Here is a 21,999-nt window from a genome sequence, read left to right as displayed (position 1 = left end):
GCCATGAAGAAGCTCCTCTCGCGCCGGGTGCTGCAGCGCGTCGCCGGAGTGGCCGGCGTCGCCGCCCTGGCAGTGACCAGCACCTTCGTGGCGGGGGCCCTTGCCGGGGGCGACTCCGCGCCCGAGGCGACGTCGGAGCCCTGGGCGGGCGCGGCGTCGTCGGGCAGCGAGACCGTGACCGTGCCGGTGCTGGCTCCCTCCGCGACCGGGCCCGACGCCCCCGCCCCGCCCGCCGACGGCACGGCGGAAGGCGACGACACCGCGGAACCGCTCGCGAGCGAGGTGACCGGGACGGTCGAGGTCGCGCTGCCCCCGAGCGGCGACCTCGCCGCCCCGGAACCGGCCGCGAGCGCCTCCCCCGAGGCGTCGGCGGGCCCGTCCGCCGCGACGGGCCCCGACGGGGAGTTCCTCCTGGCGCTGGCCCCCGAGGTGGTGGCGTCCCTGGCGGGGCTGGCGGAGGCGTCCGACCCGGCTGGCCTGCCGGGCGTGTCGGTGCTCGACGCGGGCGGCGACCCGTGCGCGACCGGCGCGGAGGCGACAGGCTGCCCCGAGGGCGTGCGCTCCACGGTGCTCGCGTCGACGGACCTGCCGCCGCTGTTCGGGTACACCGTCACCCGCCCGTCCGTGGGCGAGGCCCCGTCGTGGGGCGTCGCGTGCCCCGCGGTGGAGACGGGCGACGACGGGGTGCGGTTCGCCGTCGGGACCAACCTGCCCGTGGAGCTCGAGGTCCAGTACTGGCCCGAGGGCCGGCCGGAGGACGCGCGCCGCATCCTCGCCTGGACGTCCGACGAGGACCGGGAGCGGTTCGAGGCGAACCCGCCGCCGCCCACCGGCCCCGCCGAGATCCTCACCCACTGCACAACGCTCGACGGGCTGGAGCCCGGCGTGGCCTACGAGGTGCACTCCGTGCTGACGGCCGACTCGGGCGAGGAGCTGGTCCTCGACGATGTGGTGCGGTCCGACGCGCAGGACGGGCGGCCGCCGTCGCGGGTGCTGACGCTGGCGCAGAACGTGATCTTCGCGTCGCTCGCCCACCGCCCCGAGGAACAGGCGGAGCTGGTCGCGTTCGAGGTGGCCCCGGAGGACGACCTGGACTGCGCCGCGACCGGGCCCCGCGCCACGCGGCAGCCGCTCCCCCGGCTCACAGGCCCCACCGTCACCGAGGTGCCCCGCGAGGACCTCCAGCGTGGCGGCTACGACACCGGCTTCCGGCAGCGCACGTCGTCGTCGTTCCTCGCGCCCGAGGGCGCTCAGGTGCTGGTCTGTCTCACGGCGCTCGACGACACGCGCGCCTCCTTCGAGGGCCCGGCCGCCTCCCGGGAGAGCGTGGTCCTGTCCACGCCGGACCGGCTGGTCCCCGTCATCTCCTGGTACCGCGCGACCGTGCACCCGGACCACGGGATCGAGCGCCTGCGGCTGGGCGTCGCGACCCGCGGTGCCGGCGAGTGCGCGCAGCTCACGCGGGACCCGCGCCGGTTCGGGCGGACCTTCGAGATCGAGGCGCCCACCGGCGGGACCCTCTGCGACCAGTGGGACCTGGACGGCACGTCCGGCCCTGCCTGGGGGCTCGACCCGGTGATCTGGGCGCGGGTGGACGGCAACGGCGGCTCGTACACGGCGCAGGCGGTCCTTCCCGTCGCAGGGCGCGCCTGCTCCGCCGTCTGCCCGCTGCCCGACGTCGAGTGGTACACCCTGAGCCTCGAACGCCCGCTCAACGACGGCGCGCTGTGCGGCAGCTCGTTCGGCGGGTGCGACGAGCCGACGCCGCGGGCGGCCGGGTCTGCGCTGGTGCGCGTGGAGTGGGTACAGGGCCGGACCAACGGCCAGGCGGACTGGCAGGTGGGACCGCTGGTGCAGCACGTGGGTGCACCCGTCGCGGCCGAGCTGCCGCAGCTCGACACCGACCTCGTGCCCGCCTTCGACCCGGCGGCGGGGGCGATCGTGGTGGACCTGCGCACCGACCGGCCCGCGGCCTACCGCGCCGAGCTGCGGGGCGACTGCGCCCGCGAGGATGAGGTGACGCTCCTGGAGGGGCGCACCGAGGGCTTGGCGCGGCTGTCCTTCGGGGGCGTGTGCGGCGGCACCGCTTACGAGGTCGCCGTGACCCTGACCGACGACGCGGGCCGCTCGGCCGTCTACGGGCCCGACCACGTGCCCCCGCGGCGCTGGGCCACCAGCCTGCGCACCCCAGGTTTCGCGGCGGTGGTCCGGGGCTCGCTCTCGGTGCGCCAGGGAGACGGCGCCGAGGTGCCCGGTGGGCCCACCGTGTGGCTCGAGCCCGTCTCGCTCCGGGTCGGCGGTGTGGAGCTCACGCCGGACGACTACCGCGACGGCCACTGCGGCGGCACGGCGGTGGCCGTGCTCCTCGACCAGCGCGAGGCCGACCTTGCGGACCAGGTCCGGGTCCAGGCGGAGGTCGTGGTGCGCGACGGCGGCGGGGCGTACGACCCGGGCCGCGTGCACCAGAGGTGCCCTGCACGGTCCGAGCCCCACGGGGACAGCCGCACGGTGGTGGTCGACGGGCTCGTCCCCCTCGACGACCTGCGGTCCGGCGAGGGGGTCGACGTGACGGCGCGGGACGCGTCGGGGGCGGTCGAGGTGCGGGTCCGTCTGGCGCTGGCGAACTGACGCGCGCCTCGGACCGGGGCGCCGCGGCCGGGGCCGTGGCGCACACCACGTGTTACCTCGGACACATCGCCCCAAAACGCCGAAACGATGCGACTCTTCGCGCCTTCACGCGGGGGTTGGTGCGAGATGAAACCGCCTCTGACCAGGGGGTTTCGCATCCATACCACAAGGTGGTTTGATTCGCACATGCAAATGCTCCGAACTTTCTCGCGAGAGTCCTTCGAGTTCGGGCTTGCTTCATGGCGGTGGCTGGGGATCAGCGGCAAGACTCCACGCTTCACCACGTGCTTCGGCGACGTGTTCCTGGAGTCTCTCGAGGGCTGGTGGTTCCTGGACGCTGTCGAGGGCACGCTCGAGCTCAGGTGGTCCACCGCCGTCGACATGTACTCCGAGCTCGAGACCCCGGAAGGCCAGGCCACGTTCCTGCTCGCCGACCTGGTCCAGGAGGCCCAGCACCGCGGGCACCGTCTCGCCGCCGACGAGGTGTTCACCTTCACCCCCCACCCCGCGGCCGGGGGCGACATGTCCATCGACACCGTGGTGCCCGCTCGCTTCGCCCTCGCCCTCAACTGGGCCGGGCAGCTCCACGAGCAGCTCCGGGCAGGATCCCAGCACACGGTCCCCGCCGCCGTCGGCGCCACCGCCGTGGACCACCTCACGGACGCCTGGGCCAACGCCTGGCAGGACAGCACCGGGTACGCCGACGGCGGCACTCACCCTCTCGACCCGGCCCGCCACTACGAGCGCTACGCACCCCCTGCGGACGCATACGGCGCGCCGTCGGAGGCCGTCGTGATGGACAGCGCCTATGCCGTCGGCGCGTACCCGGCCGTGCCGACCGGCCGGCACGCCTCGGTCCCGCCCGCTGGCGACACCGCCTACGCACCGTCCGCCTACGCGACCGATCCGTACGCCACGTATCCGGCGGACCCGTACGCGCAGCACGACGGCTGGGCGGCCTCAGCGACGACCTACGCGCAGCCCGCCCCTCCGAGCGCCGCCGTGCCGACGGGCACGTACGCGACCGTGCCGGCACCGGCGGGCTACTACGACGCGCCGGTGACACCGTCCGAGCCCGTGGCCGCCGAGACCGGCGCGCTCCCCGCCTGGGACGACCTCTGGCGCCGCCGCTGAGCCGGCCACTGGCCCGCGTCCCGTGAGCGGGGCGCGACCCGGTGCGGCCGCGCCGGACGCCGCACGGGGCGCTCGGCGTCCTGCACGGACGGCAGCCGCCGCTCGCGCTCGGTCCGCGCGACCATGCTCAGCTCGGCGACCGTGCACGCCTGCGACCGCTTGAGCAGCCGCGTCTCGAGCGCCGTCCGCGCGGTGCGGTGCAGCCCGTCCGTGTAGCCGAGGATGGTCTGCGCGTGGCCGTACGTGATGCGGCCGCCCCGGAGCGCCGCGAGGGTCCGGGGGTGGTCGTGGACGAGCGCCCGGGACTCCTCCGCCAGCGCGAGGACGGAGCCCTCGGAGATCCGCAGGGCGGCAGCGAGCGCCTCCACGAGGACGGGCGGCAGGACGGCGCCCGCCGCCTCGTCGTCGGCCGCGTCCGCCTCGACACCGAGGGCCGCCTCGACGCCGAGGGCGGCCTCCGGAGCCGCCCCCGCCTCCTCGGCCGACGCCGAGAGCTCCGGACGCCCCTCCGCCCAGACCCGGACGGACTCGACGAGCACCGCCCGTGACGCAGCCAGCGAGGCCAGGAGGGCGTCGACCGCCGTCACCGCCTCGACCGCCTCGGTGAGGGACGCGAAACCGGCCGCGACCCCCGACACCGCACCCGCATGGGCGAGCGCGGGAACAGGATGGCCCGTGCGGGGGACCGCACGACGGGACACCGCGCGGCCGGCCACCGGGGCCTGAGTCACCACTGCCTTGTTCGAACGCATGTTCGAACTGTAGCGATCGTCACCCACGTGCGCCACCCCAGACACGCGGACCCACAATGGTCGGGTGAGATCTGCCCGCCCGGTGGCCCGCGTGCTCCCCGTCCTGCTCTCCTGGTCCGCGTCCTGCCTCCTCCTCGCGGCCTGCACGGGCACACCGGAGCCCGCGGGAGCAGGGACCGAGCCCGGCGCGAGCTCGTCCACCGCGTCCGGCGGCCCGTCCTCCGCACCGGCCTCCGCACCGCCCGGCGCGACCGCCCTCGTCGAGCACCAGGTGCTCGTGGGCGACACCTCCCTGACGATCGGTTCCACGGCGGTCGCAGTCACCTCCGGCCCCGGTGCCGAGCCCGTGACGGTCACCGCGGACCTCCCCGTGACGGTCACCCTCGACGGGCCCGGGTCCCTGGTCGCACACGCCGACGGCGGCCTCACCGTGCTCGACGAGGCCGGCACGGCCCTCGCGGGCGTGGCGCCGCCCGAGTCCGCCGTCGTCACCCGGACGACCCTGCCCGAGCCCGGGCGCGCGGAGGTGACGGGGTACGCCGAGGAGGGTGGGACGACGTCGGGCAGCGTGGTGCTCTCCGGCGCCGGCAGCGCCTTGGCCGGGGCCACGTGGGGCGACCGCGAGGGCGGGCGGTCGCTGGCTGTCGAGCCGACGGCGTGGGCACGGACGGCCGGCCAGGCCGGGGTGGCCCTCCTGGCGGCGGAGCTCGGGGCCGCCGAGCCCGAGGCGCAGAGCACGACCATGCGGGACCAGCTCACCTGTCATGCCGTCGGCGCGCCCGACAAGGCCACCTGGAACCTCGAGCCGTGGCGGCCCGACGTGGGGCTGATGAGCGTGCTCGCCGCGCGCTGCAACCCCTGAGGCGGGACTCACCCGCACTCCATGCCCTCTCGGCGTGCGGATCCGGCCGCTGTGGGGTTTCCTGGAGATGGACGGTCGGCAGGGGCCGTCCTCGCTGGACCCCAGACGTCTTCGACCGTCCTCCGGGACGCTCGAGCAACGCTGCGGGCTGCCCCGAGCCACCGCAGCAGAACGCTTCACAGACGGCACGGCGATCACCTCGGCAGGGAGGCTCCCGATGACCCGTGTTCTTGCGCTCGGAGCGATCGTCGCGGTCTGCGGCGGTGCGCTCGTCGGCGTCGCCCTCGCGCTCGGTCCACCGCTCTTCGCCGTCCTGGCGGTCCTCCTGGCGCTGGGTGGCGCCGCTGCCGTGGCGCTCGTCGTCCCGGACCCGGAGGAGTCGGCGGAGACCGTCACGCTGAGCGGCCCGCTCGCACGCGAGGTTCCCGCGACAGAGCCGGAAGATCAGGCTGAGGCCGCACCGCACCACGTGCGGGCACCCACGAGCCTGCCGGCCCCGAAGGCGGCGGTCCCCACCGCCGCCTGACGCTCAGGCCCAAGGCCGGCCACCCCGTACCAGGGGTGGCCGGCCTTGGGCTGCCGGACTGTCAGCGCTTGGCGTGTCAGCGCCTGGCGTGTCAGCGCTTGGCGCGGATCGCCTTCTCGCTCACCGGCTCCTTGCCGCTCGCGCGCAGCTCGCGGTAGTAGTCGCGGGCCTCGTCCTGCCGGGCCTTCTCCGCGCCAGACGCGATGGGCGCGCGCAGGTGCTCCGGCCCGTAGCCCCAGGCGTCGACCAGGTCCACCGCGTGCGGGCGGATCTTCTTCAGAAGGCGGTCGATGCTGCTCGTGACCGTCTGGGCACGCGTGGCCGACAGGCGACCGTGCAGCAGGTACCAGGCGAGGTTCCGCTCCACGAGGGTGAGGCCGAAGATGTCGCGCAGCCAGGTCAGCACCTCGCGCGTCCCCGCGTCGGGAACCTTCGGCAGCGCCTCGGTGAACGCCTCCCAGCGCAGCAGGTCGGCGTACGCCTTGGCCGCCTCGATGAGCTGCACCTGGTGGTTGTCGAAGATCTCCTGCGCCACGGCGGGCTCGGCCTTCAGCGCCGGGCGCAGGCCCATCGCGACCTCCTCGACCATGGTGGCGACCCGGTCGGCGAGCAGCTTGCGCTGCGTCTCCTCGTCGCGCAGGTTGTTCGCGGCACGGCGAACGTCACCCGCGTCGGCGAGCACCTGGGCGGCCCGCGCCAGCGGGGTGCGGTGCAACGCCGCGTCCACCGCCTGGTCCACCACGAACCGCGCCATGCCGCCCGGGCTGCGCGTGGCCTTGGCCATCTCCTTGCCGAACTCGCCCACGAGGCGCTTGGCCACGAGCTGCAGCAGCACGTGGTTGTCGCCCTCGAACGTGACGTAGACGTCGAGGTCGGAGCGCAGGCTCGTGAAGCGGTTCTCCGTGAGGAACCCGGCGCCGCCGCAGGCCTCGCGGCACTCCTGCAGGGTGTCGAGCGCGAACCACGTGCTGGCCGACTTGAGCGCCGCCGCCGTGGTCTCGAGGTCCTCGCGCGTGGCGGGCGTGTCCTCCTCGCCGGAGAAGACCGTGTGGAAGAGGTCCAGCAGGCCGTCGTGCGCGAAGTGCGACGCGTACGTCTCGGCGATGCGCGGGAACAGGCGACGGCGGTGCGTCGCGTAGTCGAGGAGCGTCAGCTCCTCCACGCCCGCGGACGGCGCGAACTGGCGCCGCTCGGCCGCGTACTTCACGGCGATGGCGAGGCCGATCTTCGAGGCGGCCACGGCCGCGCCGTCGAGCGACACCCGGCCCTGGACGAGGGCGCCCAGCATCGTGAAGAAGCGGCGGCCGGGGCTGTCGATCGACGACGTGTACGAGCCGTCCGCCGCGACCTGGCCGTAGCGCGCGAGCAGGTCCGTGCGGGGGACACGGACGTGGTCGAAGTGCAGGCGGCCGTTGTCGATGCCGTTGAGGCCACCCTTCTGACCGTCGTCCTCGCCGCCGATCCCCGGCAGGAAGGCTCCGGCCGTACCGTCCGGGTTGGTCTCGCGGATCGGCACGTAGAAGCAGTGCACGCCGTGGTTGACCCCGTTGGTGATGAGCTGGGCGAACACCGTGGCCGCCGTGGCGTGCACCGCGGCGTTCCCCAGGTAGTCCTTCCACGCCCCGCGGAACGGGGTGTGGATGACGAACTCCTCGGTCTCGGGGTCGTACGTCGCCGTGGTGCCGATCGACGCGACGTCCGAGCCGTGGCCGGTCTCCGTCATCGCGAACGCGCCCGGCACCGACAGGTCCATCGCTCCCGGCAGCAGGCGGTCCTGCTGCTCCGGCGTGCCCAGGTGGAAGATCGCCGAGGCGAACAGCCCCCACTGCACGCCGGCCTTGATCTGCAGCGACGGGTCGGCCGCCACCATCTCCTCGAAGCCCACCAGGTTGGCGCCCGCGTTGTCGCCACCGCCCAGGCGCTTCGGGAAGGCGAGGTGCACGTGCCCGTACGGCACGAGCTGCTTCATGTGCTGGAGGGTGAGCTCGCGGTGCTCCTCCTTGACGATCCCCTCGCGCTTCCACAGCTCGGGGTGCTCGGCGACGAGGCGGCGCGCCTGGGCGCGCTCCTCCTTCCAGCGGCCGAGCAGGTGGTGCTCCAGGGCCTGCACGTCCACGCGAGGCCCGCTGCCCGACGACGTCGCGGTCGCCTTCACGCGGTCGCTCGCCGGGGCGGTGGTGGCCGCCGCGGTCTCCACGGGGTCGGAGGTGGTGGTCATCGGTGCTCCTCGGTTCTCGAGAGGGACCGGCCGGTCGGGCCGGGCTCAGGCAGTCGGGTCCAGGGTGGTGGTCTTCGTGTCCGCCGGGCCGGCGGCGGCGGGGTCGTGGTGCAGCACGCCCACCGGCCCGGTCCACAGCCAGAGCGCCACGCGCTCGGTGAGCTCCTCGCGGCTGAGGCCGCCCAGGCCGAGGTCGTGCCCCAGCCACCACTCGCCGGCACCACGGACGAATCCCACGGCGCCGGCGGCCCAGGCCGCTGCGTCCGCGCGGGACACGTCGGTGGCGCGGGCGAACGGCTCGGCGACGAGCTCGATGACAGAGTCCAGGTAGGCGCCCAGCGGGGTGTCGGACGGGCCGACGGGCACGCCCGCGGCCTCCAGGGCCTGCTCGGCGACGCGGCGGGCCATGCGGCCGGCGCTCGCCTCGACGGGCGACGACGGCTCGTTGCCGCCGATGGCCGTACGGGTGACGAACCAGTAGACGTTGGGCGAGCTCTCGATCATCTCGAGGTAGACCCGCACCATCCCGCGCAGCGCCCCCTCGGGCGTCCTGGCGGCACGGGCAGCGTCACGCAGCGCGTCGTGCATCTGGCGCACCACCGCCTCGGCGACCGCCAGCCGGAGGCCCGCCTTGTCGTCGAAGTACCGGTACACGATCGACTTGGACGTGCCCGCGGCAGCCGCGATCTCGTCCATGGACACGGCGGGGCCCAGCTTGTGCACCGCTTTGCGCGCCGCTCGGACCAGCTCGGCGCGCCGAGCCGTGCGATGGTCGTCCCATCGGGTCGAGCGGCCGTCCACGCTGACGCTCATCGGACGACCTCCTCGTCATGCCTTGTGATCCGTCTCACGAGACCGAGAGTATCAGGTACTGTGAGTCCTGGGCACAAGCGGCCCGCTCCGGCCTGTGCCGGAACCTGTCCGACGGAGTGAGAAGGAAACAGCGACGTGGCCACCACACCTGCCCCCCGTGACATCCCGCGCGACGCCGTGATCGTCGGCGGCAACCGGATCCCGTTCTCCCGCGCGGGCAAGAAGTACGTCCGCGCGAGCAACCAGGACATGTTCACCGCCGCCCTCGAGGGCCTCGTCGCCCGTTTCGGCCTCCAGGGCGAGCGCCTCGGTGAGGTCGTCGGCGGTGCGGTCCTCAAGCACAGCCGCGACTTCAACCTGATCCGCGAGTGCGTGCTCGGCTCGTCCCTGTCGGCGCAGACGCCGGCGTACGACCTGCAGCAGGCCTGCGCCACGGGCCTCGAGGCCGCCATCGCGGTGACCAACAAGATCCGCCTCGGCCAGATCGAGTCCGCGGTGGCGGGCGGCACGGACACGGTGTCCGACGCGCCGATCGCCGTCGGCGAGAAGCTGCGCCTCGCGCTGCTGGCCGCGAACCACGCCAAGACCACGGGCGCCCGGGTCAAGGCGTTCACCACGCTGCGCCCCAAGGACCTCGCGCCCGCCAGCCCGAGCACGAGCGAGCCGCGCACGGGCCTGTCGATGGGCGAGCACCAGGCCATCACCACGGCGAAGTGGGGCATCAGCCGCGAGGCGCAGGACGAGGTGGCGTTCAACAGCCACCGCAACCTCGCCGCCGCCTGGGACGCAGGCTTCTTCGACGACCTCGTGACCCCGTTCAAGGGCCTCACGCGTGACGACAACCTGCGCGCCGACACCTCGCTCGAGAAGCTCGCGACGCTGAAGCCGGTGTTCGGCACCCGCCTGCCCGAGCCCGCGACCATGACGGCCGGCAACTCGACCCCGCTGACCGACGGCGCGTCAGCCGTGCTCTTCGCCTCGCGCGAGTGGGCCGCCGAGCGCGACCTGCCGGTCCTCGCGCGGTTCGTCGACGCCGAGACGGCCGCCGTCGACTTCGTCCACGGCCACGAGGGCCTTCTGATGGCCCCCGTGCACGCCGTGCCGCGCCTGCTCGCCCGCAACGGCCTCACGCTCGAGGACATCGACTTCTTCGAGATCCACGAGGCGTTCGCCTCGACGGTCCTCACCACGCTCGCCGCGTGGGAGGACAAGGAGTACTGCCGCACCGAGCTCGGCCTCGACGAGGCCTTCGGCACCGTCGACCGGTCGCGCCTCAACGTCAACGGGTCGTCGCTCGCGGCGGGCCACCCGTTCGCCGCCACGGGTGGTCGCATCATCGCCACGGCCGCCAAGCTCGTCGCCGCCAAGGCCGCGGAGACGGGCCGCCCCGCCCGGGCTCTCCTCTCGGTCTGCGCTGCCGGTGGCCTCGGGGCCACCGCGCTCATCGAGTCCGCCTGACGTCCCCGCGCACCAGAACCCGGAAGGAGCCCGACCTCATCGTGGCTGACAAGTACACCGAGGCCGTGAACAGCGGCCTCGCCAAGACCCTCGCCAAGAAGCTGGGGCTGCCGCGCCCCGCGATCCTGCGCCGCTACCAGCCGGGCGCGCCGCTCACGGTGGGCCCGGTCCTCGTGGTGTCCGACGACGCCTCGGCCGCCGACGCCGACTCCCTCGCCAAGGCGCTGCTCAGCTGGGACCTGGACGTGCGCCGCTCGGCCGAGAACGCGGGCGGCGTCCGCTGGGGCGCCGTCGTGCTCGTGGGCACCGCCGCCCAGGCTCCCGCTGCCGTCTCCGAGGCGGTGCTCGCCCTCGGCAGCACGCTCCGCTCCCTCGCGGGCAACGGGCGCGTCGTCGTCCTGTCGCGCGCGCCGGAGGCCGGCGACTCCCCCGCGGTCGCGGCCACGCGCGCCGGGTTCGAGGGCTTCACGCGCTCGGTCGGCAAGGAGCTGCGCGGGGGCGCCACCGCCAACGGGGTCCAGCTGACGGGTGACGCCGCCGTCGAGTCGGCGTCGGTGCTGGCCGCGCTGCGCTTCTTCCTGTCCGCCAAGTCGGCGTACGTCGACGGCCAGGTGCTGCCGGTGGGCCCGTCCGGCCCGCTCGGCGACGTCGACTGGGAGCACCCGCTGGCGGGCCGCACGGCCGTGGTCACGGGCGCAGCCCGCGGTATCGGTGCGGCGATCGCCCGCACGCTCGCCCGCGACGGGGCCAAGGTCATCGTCGTGGACGTGCCCGCGGCCGGGGAGTCCCTCGCTGCGGTGGCGAACGAGATCAAGGGCACCGCCCTGCAGCTCGACGTGACCGCCGCCGACGCCGGCACCAAGCTGCTCGAGGCCGCGGCGAAGCATGGCGGGCTCGACATCGTGGTGCACAACGCCGGCATCCTGCGCGACAAGCTGCTGGCCAACATGAAGCCGGCCCAGTGGGACGCCGTGATCGCGGTCAACCTGGCGTCCCAGCTCGCGATCAACGAGCAGCTGCTCGCCGCCCGCACCCCGGGGCTGCGCATCGTGTCGCTCGCCTCGACGAGCGGCATCGCCGGGAACAAGGGCCAGACCAACTACGCCTACTCGAAGTCCGGCGTGATCGGCCACACGGCCGCCACCGCTCCGCTCGTCGCAGAGCTGGGCGGCACCGCCAACGCGATCGCCCCCGGCTTCATCGAGACGGACATGACCAAGTCCATCCCCGCCCTGACCCGCGAGATGGGCCGCCGCACGCCGTCGCTCCAGCAGGGCGGCCAGCCGGTCGACGTCGCCGAGGCCATCGCGTTCCTCGTGTCCCCGCCGGCCCAGGGCGTGAACGGCCAGGTGCTGCGCGTGTGCGGCCAGGCCATCATGGGCAAGTGAGGACGGGAGACGTGACGCAGCAGACCAGCCCAGGCGCTCCGGCGTCGTACACCGTGGCCGACCTGCCAGGCCTGCCCGGCCTGGGGTCGCTCTACGCGAAGGGTGCCGCCGGGTCGCTGACCAAGCGTCCCGGCAAGGGCGCGGTCACGCTGCCGCCGGTGGTGTACCGGGTGACCGGCGTCCCCACCGGCGACGCTGCCACCGCCGCACACCTGGACGCCTACTGCCGCGTGGTCGGCGAGCCGGCGTCGGACGTGCTGCCAGCCGGTTTCCTGCACGTGCTGGCGTTCCCGCTCGCCACCGCCGTCATGGTGCGGGGCGACTTCCCGCTGCCGCTGCTCGGCATGGTGCACCTGCGCAACCACGTCCGGGTCGCACGGCCGGTGCGGCTCGGCGACTCGGTCGAGGTGCGCGCCTGGGCGCAGGACGTGCGCCCGCACCGGCGGGGCGTGCAGGTGGACCTGGTCGCCGAGGTGTCGGTCGACGGCCCGGAGGGGCCGGAGGTCGCCTGGCGCGGGGTCTCCACCTACCTCGCCAAGGGCTTCCGGGCACCGGCCGAGGTGGTCGGTGGCGCCGAGGCGGGCGCGGGCGCCGAGGCGGTCGCTGCGACGAGCACGGGCGGCGGGCGTGGCGAGGCCCGCGACGAGTGGTCTGCCCCGCTCCCCACGGGCCGCTGGTCCCTCGGTGCCGGCACGGGCCGGGTCTACGGGGCGGTGTCGGGCGACCGGAACCCCATCCACCTGTCGGCGCTGGGGGCGAAGGCGTTCGGGTTCCCGCGCGCCATCGCGCACGGCATGTACACGTCGGCGCGCGCGCTGGCCGAGGTGGGGCCCGCCCGCCGCGGCGAGACGTACGAGTGGACGGTGGAGTTCTTCAAGCCGGTGCTGCTGCCCGGCACCGTCGACGTGGCGATCCGCCGCGACGGGGCGGACGAGGGCTACGTCTACGACGGCTGGCGCTCGGGCAAGGGCACCCGCCACTTCACAGGCACGGTCACCCCGCTGGCCTGACCCGGGCCCCGTCCACCCGCTCCGCCCATAGCCGCCCACCCACCGTTGTGGGTATGGCTGTTGCGTGAACTCCGGTGAGAATTCCCGCCACAGCCATACCCACAGCGGAACGGGCGGGTGGGGCTACAGCCAGCCCTTGCGGGCCGCCGCCCACCCCAGCTGGATCCGGGTCGACACCCCCGCGAGGTCCATGAGCACCTTGACGCGGCGCTGGACGGTGCGCAGGGACAGCTCGAGCTGGTTCGCGACGGACTGATCCGTCAGCCCTGCCAGCAGCAGGCCGAGGATGCGCAGGTCCTGGTCGTCGAGGTCGAGGTCCGCCGGGCCGGCGCCGGGCACCACGAACGGCGTGGCGTCCCGCCAGGCGGCGTCGAAGAGGGCGATCAGCGCGTCGAGCAGCGCCCCCTGGTGGATCAGGAGCGCGCCGACCATCTCGGGCGCCGCCGCCGGGTCCACCGCGGTGGACAGCGGCAGGTACGCGAGGCGGCGGTCGATGATGACCAGCTTGAGCGGGACGGACTCGGCGATCCGGAGCTCCTCGCCCGCGAGCACGGCCGTCGTGGCGGCCGCGACGGTGAGCTTCCCCGTGTCGAGGAGCGACCGGTCGGCCACGACCCGGTACCGGACCCCCCGGGCGACCGCCTGGTCCTCGGCGGCGTTCTCCTCGGCCTCCATGACGAAGATCGGCGGCCGGATGAACGCGTCCACCTGCTCCCGCGCCCCGAGCTGGAGCTGCGTGATCCGCTGCCGCACGGCCTCGGCGCCGCGCACCACGTCGACCACGTCGGTGACGGGACGCAGCGCGGACGCGCGCCGGTACTCCTCCTCGAGCCGGGACAGCTCGACCTGGGCCAGCCGGATCTCGTCGGTGCGACGCGCGAGGAGTGCCCCGAGGGCAATCTCGGGCGGCGCCGCCTGGAACCGGGTGCCGTCGCTGCTTTGCCGGGCCACCAGCCCGTGCTCCTCGAGCGCGCGCAGCACGCCGTACGCGTCGGTCGGGTTGCAGCCGAGGCGGCCCGAGAGCTCCTCGGCGTCGAGGGAGGGCGCGCCCACGAGCTCACGGTAGGCGAGGGTCTGGGTCGTCGTGAGGCCGAGCACGTCGCTGAGCATGGCACCCTCCGTGGACTCGGGATCTCGACCGCCTTGGCGAGGATACGCCACGGCGTGTTTACGTCACGGAGGACGTCTTGTGCCATGTCGCGATCCGCTGCCATCGTTCCGGTGAACCTGGCCACCCTCAGCGTCGAGACGTGCGCCCACCCGTCGGGACCTGGAAGGCCCTCCATGAGACACCACACCTCACGTCGCCGGGCCACGCTGCTCGCCGTCACGACGTCGGCCATCGCCGCGACCCTGGCCGTCGCGCTCGGCGCGACCTCCGCCGCCGGATCCCCCGCCGACGGCGAGGAGCGAGAGGCGGCGGTCGCGACGTCGGGCACCTCCCAGGAGGCGCCGCAGGCGCCCGACACGCCCGCGCTGGCCGACGGGTCGACCACCGTCACGCTCGTGACGGGCGACGAGGTCGGCGTCAAGGTCGTCGACGGGCGCCTCGCGCTCGACGTCGCGCCCACCGCGCACGGCACCAAGATCCAGACGGAGGGTGACCAGGTCTACGTGGTCCCGGACACGGCGCGCGCGTTCGTCGCGAGCGGTGCCCTCGACCGTGAGCTCTTCAACGTCACCAAGCTGCTCGAGTACGGCTACGACGACGAGACCGTGGAGGGCATCCCGGTCATCGCCCAGCGCGCCCGCACGCGCGCCGCGGCGACGCCCGTCCCGGGCGCCGACGTCACGGCGACGCTCTCCAGCATCGGCAGCGAGGCGCTCACGGTCGACGACGCGGCGGGCTTCTGGACCGCGGTCACCACGACGGCCGCGGGCACCCGCGCCACGGGCACGACGGCGGAGGGTCGCCTGGGCGGCGGCGTCGCCAGGCTGTGGCTCGACGGCCGCGCGGAGGCGACCCTCGACGTGAGCGTGCCCGAGGTGGGCGCTCCCGAGGCGTGGGCAGCGGGCTTCGACGGCACCGGCGCGACGGTCGCCGTGCTCGACACCGGCTACGACGCCGCGCACCCCGACCTGGTCGGCCGCGTGGCCGAGGCCGTGTCGTTCGTGCCGGGCGAGGACGCGAGCGACCACAACGGTCACGGCACCCACGTGGCCTCGACGGTGGGCGGCTCGGGCGCCGCGTCGGGCGGCATGCACCAGGGTGTCGCGCCGGGCGCGACGCTCCTGGTCGGCAAGGTGCTCTCCAACTCGGGCTCCGGCCAGAGCTCCTGGATCATCGAGGGCATGGAGTGGGCCGCCGCCGAGGCGGACATCGTCTCCATGAGCCTCGGTGACGCGTCGGTCACCGACGGCTCGGACCCGATCTCGCAGGCGCTGAACGCGCTGTCCGCAGACCGGGGCCCTGTTCGTCGTCGCCGCCGGCAACAACGGCAGCCCGGGCTCCGTGGGCTCCCCCGGCGCGGCCGACGAGGCCCTGACCATCGGCGCGACCGACGAGTACGGCTACCGCGCGTACTTCTCGTCGTACGGCCCCCGCACGGGCGACGGCGCCATCAAGCCGGACCTGTCCGCCCCCGGGACGGGCATCACCGCCGCCCGCTCGTCGCTCTCGCCCGGCGAGGGCGACTACACGAACATGGACGGCACCTCCATGGCGACCCCGCACGTCGCGGGCGCCGCCGCCGTCGTCAAGCAGGCGCACCCCGACTGGACCGGGGAGCAGGTCCGTGCGGCCCTCGTCTCCTCGGCGTCGCCGGTCAGTGCGACCGCCTACGAGGTCGGCACCGGCAAGCTGGACGTCCCTGCCGCGATCGACGGGATCGACGCCACGGGCTCCGGGTTCTTCGGGTTCCTCGCCTACCCGTCCACGGACACGGGCCCGATCGAGCGCGTCGTGACGTACACGAACGCCACCGAGCAGGACGTCACGCTGCAGCTCGGCTCGTCCATCTCCGTGCCGGGTGCCTTCCGGCCGTCCCCGACGCTCGTCCAGCTCTCCGCCACCGAGGTGGTCGTGCCCGCCGGCGGTTCCGCCGACGTGACGGCCACCCTGGACCCGGCGCAAGCCCCGGCGACCGGCGAGTACGCCGGCTCGATCACCGCGACGGTCGTGGGCGGCGCCCTGGAGGGCGCGACGGTCCGCACCGCTGCCGCGTTCGTCCGCGAGGCCGAGATGTACGACCTGTCGTTCACCGCGACGGACCGTGCCGGCCAGCCCGTCGGCGGCGAGGTGCTCTTCCACCGCCACGGCGGCGCGGGCGCCTTCACCGCCCTCATCGACCCGGAGACCGGCAAGCTCACGCAGCGGCTCGCCCCGGGCACCTACTCCGCGATGGCCTACCTCGACCTGGTCGGGCCCGACGGCGGTTACGCGGTCGCCCTGGTCGGTGACCCGGAGGTGACGCTCGACGCCGAGTCCGGTGACGTGCACCTCGAGCTCGACGCGCGGGAGGCGAACGAGCTGACGCTGACGACGCCCACCGCGAGCGAGACGCAGTACCAGCGCCTCTTCTTCACCTTCGGCAACACGTTCTTCAGCGGCTTCTCCTCGATGTACACGCTCCCGTACACCACCGAGGCCGTCTACGTCGCCGAGTCCACCGTCGACAACCCGAAGTTCATCTTCGGCACGCGCTGGAGCGCGCACGAGCCCGTGCTCGACGTCGACGTGTTCCGGCCCGCCAAGGGCAGCCCCATCGAGCCTGTGTACCAGAACGGCTCCGCCCGCCTCGACGGCCACGTCGACCTCCGGGTCGTGAACGGTGGCGAGGGCACGGCCGAGGAGCTCGCTGCGGCGGGCACCGAAGGCAAGGCTGTGGTGGTCCAGGCCCGGCCCGCCGCTGACGGCAGCGGTTTCGCTGCCCAGGCGCAGGCGGCCCATGCCGCCGGGGCAGCTCTGCTCCTCGTCGTCGCGGACGAGAAGATCTTCCAGTTCGCGGGCGGTACGGACCTGCCGGTCGCCTCAGTCACCACCGACGAAGCGGCACAGCTGCTCGCCCCGGCGAAGAAGGAGGTCCGCCTCAAGGGGCAGGCGAAGGAGTTCCCGACCTACACCTACGAGGTCTCCAAGCACTGGGACGACGTGCCCGGGGCGGACGAGCTCACGGTGGTCACCGCGGCCGAGGACTTCGCGACGGTCCACGACTCCCTCACCGACTCGCGCTCGCGGATCGCGTTCGGGTTCAGCGCCGACTGCCGCTCGTTCATGACGCCCCAGTGCGTCGGCTACAGCTACCCGCTGCGGACGCAGTCGGAGATCACGCACTACGTGTCGACGGACGCGGCCATCGGCTGGCACGACCAGATCGACCACCAGGACGAGGAGTGGCACCAGCGTGCTGCCGACTTCGCGGCCCCGGAGCCCGGCTCCGTGACCGAGCGCCGCTGGTTCGCGCCGGTGACGGCTCCGGCCCTCGGCGAGGGGTACAGCGAGCCGGAGCAGAGCGGGACCTGGTTCAGCATCAACGTCGCGGCGTTCGGTGGTCCCGGCGGCCTGACGGGTCACCGCGAGTGGGGTCGGGTGACGTCCAGCCTCTACGAGGGCGCGACGCACCTGCGGTCGGCAGGCGACCAGGCCGTGAACGTCGACGTCCCTGACGGGACGGGCGAGCGGACCTTCACGTTCGCGCAGGAGACCACGACCGGCCTGTTCGACTTCTCCACGACGACCCACACGGAGTTCCAGTTCGTGGCGGACACGGCGGACCACGGCCTGCTGCCGCTGCTCTCGCCCGGCCTCGACGTCCGTACCGCGCTCGACGGCACGGTGCCGGGCGGGCTGCCCGCCACGGTGTCGGTCGCGCCGTTCTTCACCGAGGGCGCGCTCCGGGCGGGCACCGTCACGTCGGCCTCCCTGGAGGTCTCGTACGACGACGGCGCCACCTGGGTCCCGGCTGCCCTCACCGGAGCCGACGGCGCCTGGACGGGCTCGATCACCCTGCCGGCGGGCGCGGGCTTCGTCTCGCTGCGGGTCACGGTGGCGGACGACGCGGGCAACCGCACCTTCCAGGAGGTCGTGCGGGCGTTCGGCGTGCGGTGACGCGGTGACCCCTCTTCGCTGTGGCTCTCACGGCGAAGAGGGGTCACCCGAGCAGCGGCCGCACCTCCTCGCCCAGGACCCGCACGAAGCCCTCGAGGTCCGGCGTGTCCGGCGTCGGCTGGATCACCACCGTGTCAGCGCCCGCCTCAGCGAAGCGACGCACCCCTGCGGCCAGCTGCTCCGCGTCGCCCCACACCGTGTATTCGGCGAGCTTCTCGTCGGTGTCGACGTCGATCGGCCATTCCGCGGCCGCGCGCCGTAGCCGCTCCGTGGCGTCCGGCCCGGTCGCGCCCGGCACGAAGACGACCGTGCGGAAGGGGTCGCCCGTCCGGCCGGCGGCGGCGCGGCCCTCCGCGACGAGCTCCTTGGCGGCCCGCAGACCGGCCAGGCCGGTGTCGCCGGTGATGACCACGCCGTCGGCCACCTCGCCCACGAGGCGCAGCGTCTTGGGGCCCTGCCCCGCCGACAGCACGGGCGGGACGGTGGCGGGCGGCCAGTCGAGCGCCACGTCCGTGAGGTTCACGTACCGGCCCGAGACCGTCAGCCGCTCGCCTGCCAGGAGAGCACGGAGCGCCGTGGCGTACTCGCGGAGCAGCGTCAGCGGCGAGGCCGCCCGCGCACCCACCTGGCCCATCCAGTCCAGCACGCCGTGTCCGATCCCCGGCAGGAACCGCCCCGGGAACATGCCCTCGAGCGTGGCGATCTCCATCGCGGTGAGCGCCACGTTGCGCAGCGGTACGGGGAGCACGCCCACCCCGACCCGAACCCGCGAGGTGGCGCCCAGGATCGCGCCGGCGGCGCCCGCGCCTGTCTCACGGAAGCAGTCCTCCCACAGCCAGATCTCTTCGAGGCCGGCCTCGTCGGCCGCTCGGGCGATCGGCAGGAAGCGGGACGGCGGCTCGGACGGCAGGACGATGCACCCCAGAGTGGTCATGCGAAAGACGCTACCGGTCGCCCGGCAGACGCGACAGGGCCGCTCTCCGTGACGGAGAGCGGCCCTGTACAGGTGCCTCGCGAGAGCGGTCAGATGGTCGGGCCGCCCGGCGCCGCAGGCGGCGGCGTGGCCGGAGGCGTGGGCGTCGACGGCTCGGACTCGATCTTGCGCTCGGCCTTCTCGAGCGAACGAGCCGCGGCCTCCCGCCCGCCGAGACCGTAGGCCAGCGCGGCCGCCAGGGCCGCACCCACCACGATGGCGCCGAACGCCAGCGTGATGATCTGGTCGGCCACCCCCATGAACTGCAGGCCCATGGCGGCGAACAGACCGATGATCGCGTACCGGGCGATCTTGCTGCCCAGGTTCGACCCGACAGCGCTCGCCACCATGCTGGCCAGGAAGAAGCCGGCCGCGATGATCAGCGCACCGAACAGCACCCGCCCGCCGAGCTCGAGGATCTCGTTGAGGATGTTGGTGATCTCCTCGAAACCGAGCATGTTCGCGGCCATGATGGCGAAGAACACGATGATCGCGATCTTGACGATCCACGCGACGATCTTCGACGGGCTGGCCTGGCCGGTGCTGAACCCCAGGTTCGCCGCAGCCCGGTCGGCACCGACCCCGCGCAGGGTGCTCTCCAGCAGATCGCCCACGAAACGGGCGATGAAGTAGCCGATCGCAAGGATGATCAGCGCCGCGATGATCGCCGGGATGGCCGCGAGGATCATGGTGAGCATCTGCTGGGCCGGGTCGGCGATGGCCGCGATGCCCAGGATCTGCAGCGCCGCGATCGCCACGACGATGAGGATGACCGCGAACACGACGTTGGCGATGACCGACGCGATGCGGGCGTTGGTCTCGCGGGGGTCGCTCGCGGCGGGCTGGCCGGCCGAGCTGTACCCGCCGGTCTCGTAGGAGGCGGTGTCGTACGCGCCCGCCTCGGCGGTGCCGGCCGCCGGGTACGCCGGCTCGGAGCGATAGGTCTGCTCCGCGGTCCCCGTGGTCCGCTCCGCACCGGACTTGGCCTTCTCGACCAGTCCGGCGAAGTTGATGGCGCCGAGCGCAGCCTGAAGGATCTGCTTGACGATCTTGGCGATCAGGTAGCCGATGAAGAAGACGACCGCCGCGCCGATGATGTTCGGCAGGTATTCCATGATCGATTCGAGCATGCCGCGGATCGGTGTGAGCACCTGGTCCAGCTCGAACAGCTGCAGCACGGCAATCAGGCCGAACAGCCACACCAGCAGTGCGGCGATCTGACCGATCGACGCCCCTACCTGCCGGCCGTCAGCGCCCTCCCGACGCAAGAAGCCGACACGTGAGACCAGTTTCGAGATCGCCCACTTGACCAGGCGGGCAACAATCCACGTGACGACAAGAATCAGCAGGGCGATGAGGACTTTCCCGAGGATCCCGGTCCAGTCGACGTCATTTGCGAAGTCCATCTTCGGCGTCCTTCCTCGCACGGCTTCCGTCGGTGACGGGTACCGATGATCGGAATGCTTCCGCCGGTCCCGAGCGCCGTGGCGACACCCCGGGGAATTCACCGGCAGCAATAAACATAGGCGCCGATCTCACCCTCCGCACGGAGGGAATGTGTTGCCTGGGCGCATCAACTGGCGCCCGGTGCGCCGTCACTCCTGGTCAAAGCAGAAGTGTTATCGGCACGGCCCGGCCCAATTGCGTGCGGTGCCAAACAATGATGGTGCTTAAGAATCCGTCATATCGACGGCCGTCAGACCGGGTCGGGCAGGCAGGCCGCGGCGTCGGCGAGGAAGCCGGCGGCCGCCGTGGCCAGCAGCCCGGCGAGCCCGCTGCCCTCGGGGACGGGACGCGGGTCGTCCACGACCACCCAGAGTCCGTCGACGACGTCGTACACCGCGCGCGGGCCCTCGGTGACCAGCGCGGCCACGGCTTCGACGAGGCGCGTGACCTCCTCGGGCGACGTGCCGACGCCGACCGAGGCGCGCACGGCCCCGGCGTCGAACCCGAGCCTGCCCAGCAGCGGGTGGGCGCAGAAGCGGCCGTCCCGGACGCCGATGCCGTGCTCGGCCGACAGGTACGCGGCGACGAGCCCCGGGTCGTACCCCGCGACCGTGAACGTCACGACGCCCACCGGGTCGACGGCGTCGGCCCACACGCGCACGACCGACACGCGGTCGAGAGCCTCGAGCCCTTCGACCAGGCGGCGGCGCAGCGCCCCCTCGTGCTGACGCACCTCCTCGGGGTCGAGGGCGGCCAGCGCCTCGCAGGCTGCCGCGAGCGCCACGGTGCCGATCACGTTCGGCGAGCCGGCCTCGTGGCGGGCCGGCCCGTCCTGCCAGAGGGTCTCGGTGGTGCGGACGCGGCGCACGGCACCGCCGCCCGCCAGGTAGGGGGTTCCGGTGTCGAGCCAGTCGCCGCGGCCGACGAGGGCGCCGGCACCGAACGGCGCGTAGGTCTTGTGGCCGGAGAACGCGACGTAGTCCACCCCCGACTCGGCGAGCGAGAAGCGGCGGTGCGGGACCAGCTGGGCGCCGTCGATCGCGATCCTGGCGCCGTTCGCGTGGGCGGCGGCGACGATCTCGGCGAGGGGCAGCGCCTCGCCGGTCACGTTGGACGCGCCCGTCACGGCGAGCAACGCGTACGGGCGCCCGACGGCGGCGGCGTCCTCCAGCTCCTCACGGAGCTCGGCCACTGTCGCGGCCACGGTGGACGCGCCAGTGAGGACGGTCGCCTCGGTGTCGCGCTGCCAGGGCAGGAGGTTGGCGTGGTGCTCGACGTCGAGGACGAGCACGCGGCCGGGGGTCCCGTCCGCGGCCGCCGGGACGCACCCGGCGAGCAGGTTGAGCGAGTCGGTGGTGTTGCGCGTGATGACCGTGAGGTCGCCCTCCCGGGCGCCGACGAACGCCCCGATGGTGCGGCGGGCCGCCTCGTAGAGCGCTGTGGACACCTGTGACAGGTAGCCGGCCCCGCGGTGCACGCTCGCGTACAGCGGGAGCACCTCGGCGACCCGGTCGGCCACCGCACGGAGGGCGGGGGCGGACGCGGCGACGTCCAGGTTGGCGTAGGTCACCTGGGAGCCGTCGACGAGGGGGACGAGGGTGTCGCTGCCGACCACCGGCAGGAGGGGTCCGGTGAGCTGGGCACGGTCGGGCACGGCTGCCTCCGTCACGGCGCTGTGGGTGGTGTCGCGGTACTGGGTCAGAGTGGGCATGACTCCTCCTCGGTGAATCCGGGGGAGGCGTGC

At 73.7% G+C, this 21,999-nt stretch carries 17 protein-coding genes and 1 pseudogene; 9 read left to right on the top strand and 9 right to left on the bottom strand.

The genetic code is table 11. The features are described from left to right. Nucleotides 1–3 precede the first annotated feature (3 nt). A complete protein-coding gene (locus tag AC060K_RS01705; protein ID WP_483763709.1) occupies nucleotides 4–2,628 on the top strand; it encodes a hypothetical protein in 2,625 nt (874 codons plus the stop codon). Nucleotides 2,629–2,820: 192 nt separating this feature from the next. Then, nucleotides 2,821–3,762 (top strand): hypothetical protein, encoded by a 942-nt coding sequence (locus tag AC060K_RS01700; RefSeq protein WP_483763708.1) that lies wholly within the window; start codon nucleotides 2,821–2,823, stop codon nucleotides 3,760–3,762. Here AC060K_RS01700 and AC060K_RS01695 read toward each other — a convergent pair. Next, nucleotides 3,675–4,514: a hypothetical protein gene (locus tag AC060K_RS01695; protein WP_483763707.1), complete on the bottom strand. Its 840-nt coding sequence runs from the start codon at nucleotides 4,512–4,514 to the stop codon at nucleotides 3,675–3,677. The genes AC060K_RS01700 and AC060K_RS01695 overlap by 88 nt on opposite strands. Before the next feature lie 64 nt (nucleotides 4,515–4,578). Between AC060K_RS01695 and AC060K_RS01690 the strand changes: the two genes are divergently transcribed. After that, on the top strand, nucleotides 4,579–5,376 hold the full coding sequence (locus AC060K_RS01690) for a DUF2599 domain-containing protein (protein ID WP_483763706.1): 798 nt from the start codon (nucleotides 4,579–4,581) through the stop codon (nucleotides 5,374–5,376). Between the two features lie 217 nt (nucleotides 5,377–5,593). Next, on the top strand, nucleotides 5,594–5,902 hold the full coding sequence (locus AC060K_RS01685; protein WP_483763705.1) for a hypothetical protein: 309 nt from the start codon (nucleotides 5,594–5,596) through the stop codon (nucleotides 5,900–5,902). Nucleotides 5,903–5,993: 91 nt separating this feature from the next. Here AC060K_RS01685 and AC060K_RS01680 read toward each other — a convergent pair whose 3' ends face one another. Next, the gene (locus AC060K_RS01680) at nucleotides 5,994–8,120 is read right to left on the bottom strand and encodes an acyl-CoA dehydrogenase family protein (RefSeq protein WP_483763704.1); all 2,127 of its coding nucleotides are present in this window, start codon (nucleotides 8,118–8,120) and stop codon (nucleotides 5,994–5,996) included. A 45-nt stretch (nucleotides 8,121–8,165) separates the two neighbouring features. Continuing rightward, a complete protein-coding gene (locus tag AC060K_RS01675; protein ID WP_483763703.1) occupies nucleotides 8,166–8,933 on the bottom strand; it encodes a TetR/AcrR family transcriptional regulator in 768 nt (255 codons plus the stop codon). Between the two features lie 135 nt (nucleotides 8,934–9,068). On the opposite strand from AC060K_RS01675, the gene AC060K_RS01670 reads away from it, so the two are divergent. Genes AC060K_RS01670 through AC060K_RS01660 form a run of 3 tightly spaced genes read left to right on the top strand, consistent with a single transcriptional unit; the run spans nucleotide 9,069 to nucleotide 12,789 of the window. Then, nucleotides 9,069–10,391 carry an acetyl-CoA C-acetyltransferase gene (locus AC060K_RS01670; protein WP_483763702.1) on the top strand — a complete coding sequence of 441 codons (1,323 nt, stop codon included), beginning with the start codon at nucleotides 9,069–9,071 and terminating at the stop codon, nucleotides 10,389–10,391. Between the two features lie 41 nt (nucleotides 10,392–10,432). Next, nucleotides 10,433–11,779, top strand: a complete 1,347-nt coding sequence (locus AC060K_RS01665) for a 3-oxoacyl-ACP reductase (RefSeq protein ID WP_483763701.1) — start codon at nucleotides 10,433–10,435, stop codon at nucleotides 11,777–11,779. Between the two features lie 11 nt (nucleotides 11,780–11,790). After that, the gene (locus AC060K_RS01660) at nucleotides 11,791–12,789 is read left to right on the top strand and encodes a MaoC/PaaZ C-terminal domain-containing protein (RefSeq protein WP_483763700.1); all 999 of its coding nucleotides are present in this window, start codon (nucleotides 11,791–11,793) and stop codon (nucleotides 12,787–12,789) included. Nucleotides 12,790–12,912: 123 nt separating this feature from the next. Here the strand turns inward: AC060K_RS01660 and AC060K_RS01655 are convergent, their stop codons facing one another. The 3 genes from AC060K_RS01655 to AC060K_RS01645 all read right to left on the bottom strand — a co-directional run bounded on the left by AC060K_RS01655 (nucleotide 12,913) and on the right by AC060K_RS01645 (nucleotide 14,816). Next, nucleotides 12,913–13,899 (bottom strand): helix-turn-helix domain-containing protein, encoded by a 987-nt coding sequence (locus AC060K_RS01655; RefSeq protein ID WP_483763699.1) that lies wholly within the window; start codon nucleotides 13,897–13,899, stop codon nucleotides 12,913–12,915. A 189-nt stretch (nucleotides 13,900–14,088) separates the two neighbouring features. Then, nucleotides 14,089–14,367, bottom strand: a complete 279-nt coding sequence (locus AC060K_RS01650) for a hypothetical protein (protein ID WP_483763698.1) — start codon at nucleotides 14,365–14,367, stop codon at nucleotides 14,089–14,091. A 122-nt stretch (nucleotides 14,368–14,489) separates the two neighbouring features. Beyond that, complete coding sequence (locus tag AC060K_RS01645; protein ID WP_483763697.1) at nucleotides 14,490–14,816, bottom strand: hypothetical protein; 327 nt, start codon at nucleotides 14,814–14,816, stop codon at nucleotides 14,490–14,492. Between AC060K_RS01645 and AC060K_RS01640 the strand changes: the two are divergent. Together AC060K_RS01640 and AC060K_RS01635 are read left to right on the top strand one after the other, a co-directional pair. Then, nucleotides 14,761–15,123: pseudogene (locus tag AC060K_RS01640) on the top strand (S8 family serine peptidase); the annotation flags it as partial. The gene AC060K_RS01645 and the pseudogene AC060K_RS01640 overlap by 56 nt on opposite strands. A gap of 76 nt (nucleotides 15,124–15,199) precedes the next feature. Next, entirely contained in the window at nucleotides 15,200–17,836 is a 2,637-nt protein-coding gene (locus tag AC060K_RS01635) for a S8 family serine peptidase (RefSeq protein WP_483763729.1), read from the top strand. 43 nt (nucleotides 17,837–17,879) lie between these two features. Here the strand turns inward: AC060K_RS01635 and AC060K_RS01630 are convergent, their stop codons facing one another. The 3 genes from AC060K_RS01630 to AC060K_RS01620 form a co-directional block, all read right to left on the bottom strand. Next, a complete protein-coding gene (locus AC060K_RS01630; RefSeq protein WP_483763696.1) occupies nucleotides 17,880–18,770 on the bottom strand; it encodes an LLM class flavin-dependent oxidoreductase in 891 nt (296 codons plus the stop codon). Nucleotides 18,771–18,859: 89 nt separating this feature from the next. Next, nucleotides 18,860–20,317 carry a mechanosensitive ion channel gene (locus tag AC060K_RS01625; protein WP_483763728.1) on the bottom strand — a complete coding sequence of 486 codons (1,458 nt, stop codon included), beginning with the start codon at nucleotides 20,315–20,317 and terminating at the stop codon, nucleotides 18,860–18,862. Nucleotides 20,318–20,505: 188 nt separating this feature from the next. Further along, entirely contained in the window at nucleotides 20,506–21,966 is a 1,461-nt protein-coding gene (locus AC060K_RS01620) for an aminotransferase class V-fold PLP-dependent enzyme (RefSeq protein WP_483763695.1), read from the bottom strand. Nucleotides 21,967–21,999: the final 33 nt, after the last annotated feature.

The sequence above is a fragment of the Antribacter sp. NEAU-D49 genome (assembly GCF_057158775.1).
The sequence above is the reverse complement of the archived record's forward strand: the minus strand, read 5'-3'. Positions and strand labels throughout refer to the sequence as shown.

Bases quoted from the DNA above. Each gene is read 5' to 3' on its own strand.
- AC060K_RS01705 (WP_483763709.1), top strand. From the start codon at position 4: ATGAAGAAGCTCCTCTCGCGCCGGGTGCTGCAGCGCGTCGCCGGAGTG.
- AC060K_RS01700 (WP_483763708.1), top strand. From the start codon at position 2,821: ATGCTCCGAACTTTCTCGCGAGAGTCCTTCGAGTTCGGGCTTGCTTCA.
- AC060K_RS01695 (WP_483763707.1), bottom strand. From the start codon at position 4,514: ATGCGTTCGAACAAGGCAGTGGTGACTCAGGCCCCGGTGGCCGGCCGC.
- AC060K_RS01685 (WP_483763705.1), top strand. From the start codon at position 5,594: ATGACCCGTGTTCTTGCGCTCGGAGCGATCGTCGCGGTCTGCGGCGGT.
- AC060K_RS01680 (WP_483763704.1), bottom strand. From the start codon at position 8,120: ATGACCACCACCTCCGACCCCGTGGAGACCGCGGCGGCCACCACCGCC.
- AC060K_RS01675 (WP_483763703.1), bottom strand. From the start codon at position 8,933: ATGAGCGTCAGCGTGGACGGCCGCTCGACCCGATGGGACGACCATCGC.
- AC060K_RS01655 (WP_483763699.1), bottom strand. From the start codon at position 13,899: ATGCTCAGCGACGTGCTCGGCCTCACGACGACCCAGACCCTCGCCTAC.
- AC060K_RS01630 (WP_483763696.1), bottom strand. From the start codon at position 18,770: ATGACCACTCTGGGGTGCATCGTCCTGCCGTCCGAGCCGCCGTCCCGC.
- AC060K_RS01620 (WP_483763695.1), bottom strand. From the start codon at position 21,966: ATGCCCACTCTGACCCAGTACCGCGACACCACCCACAGCGCCGTGACG.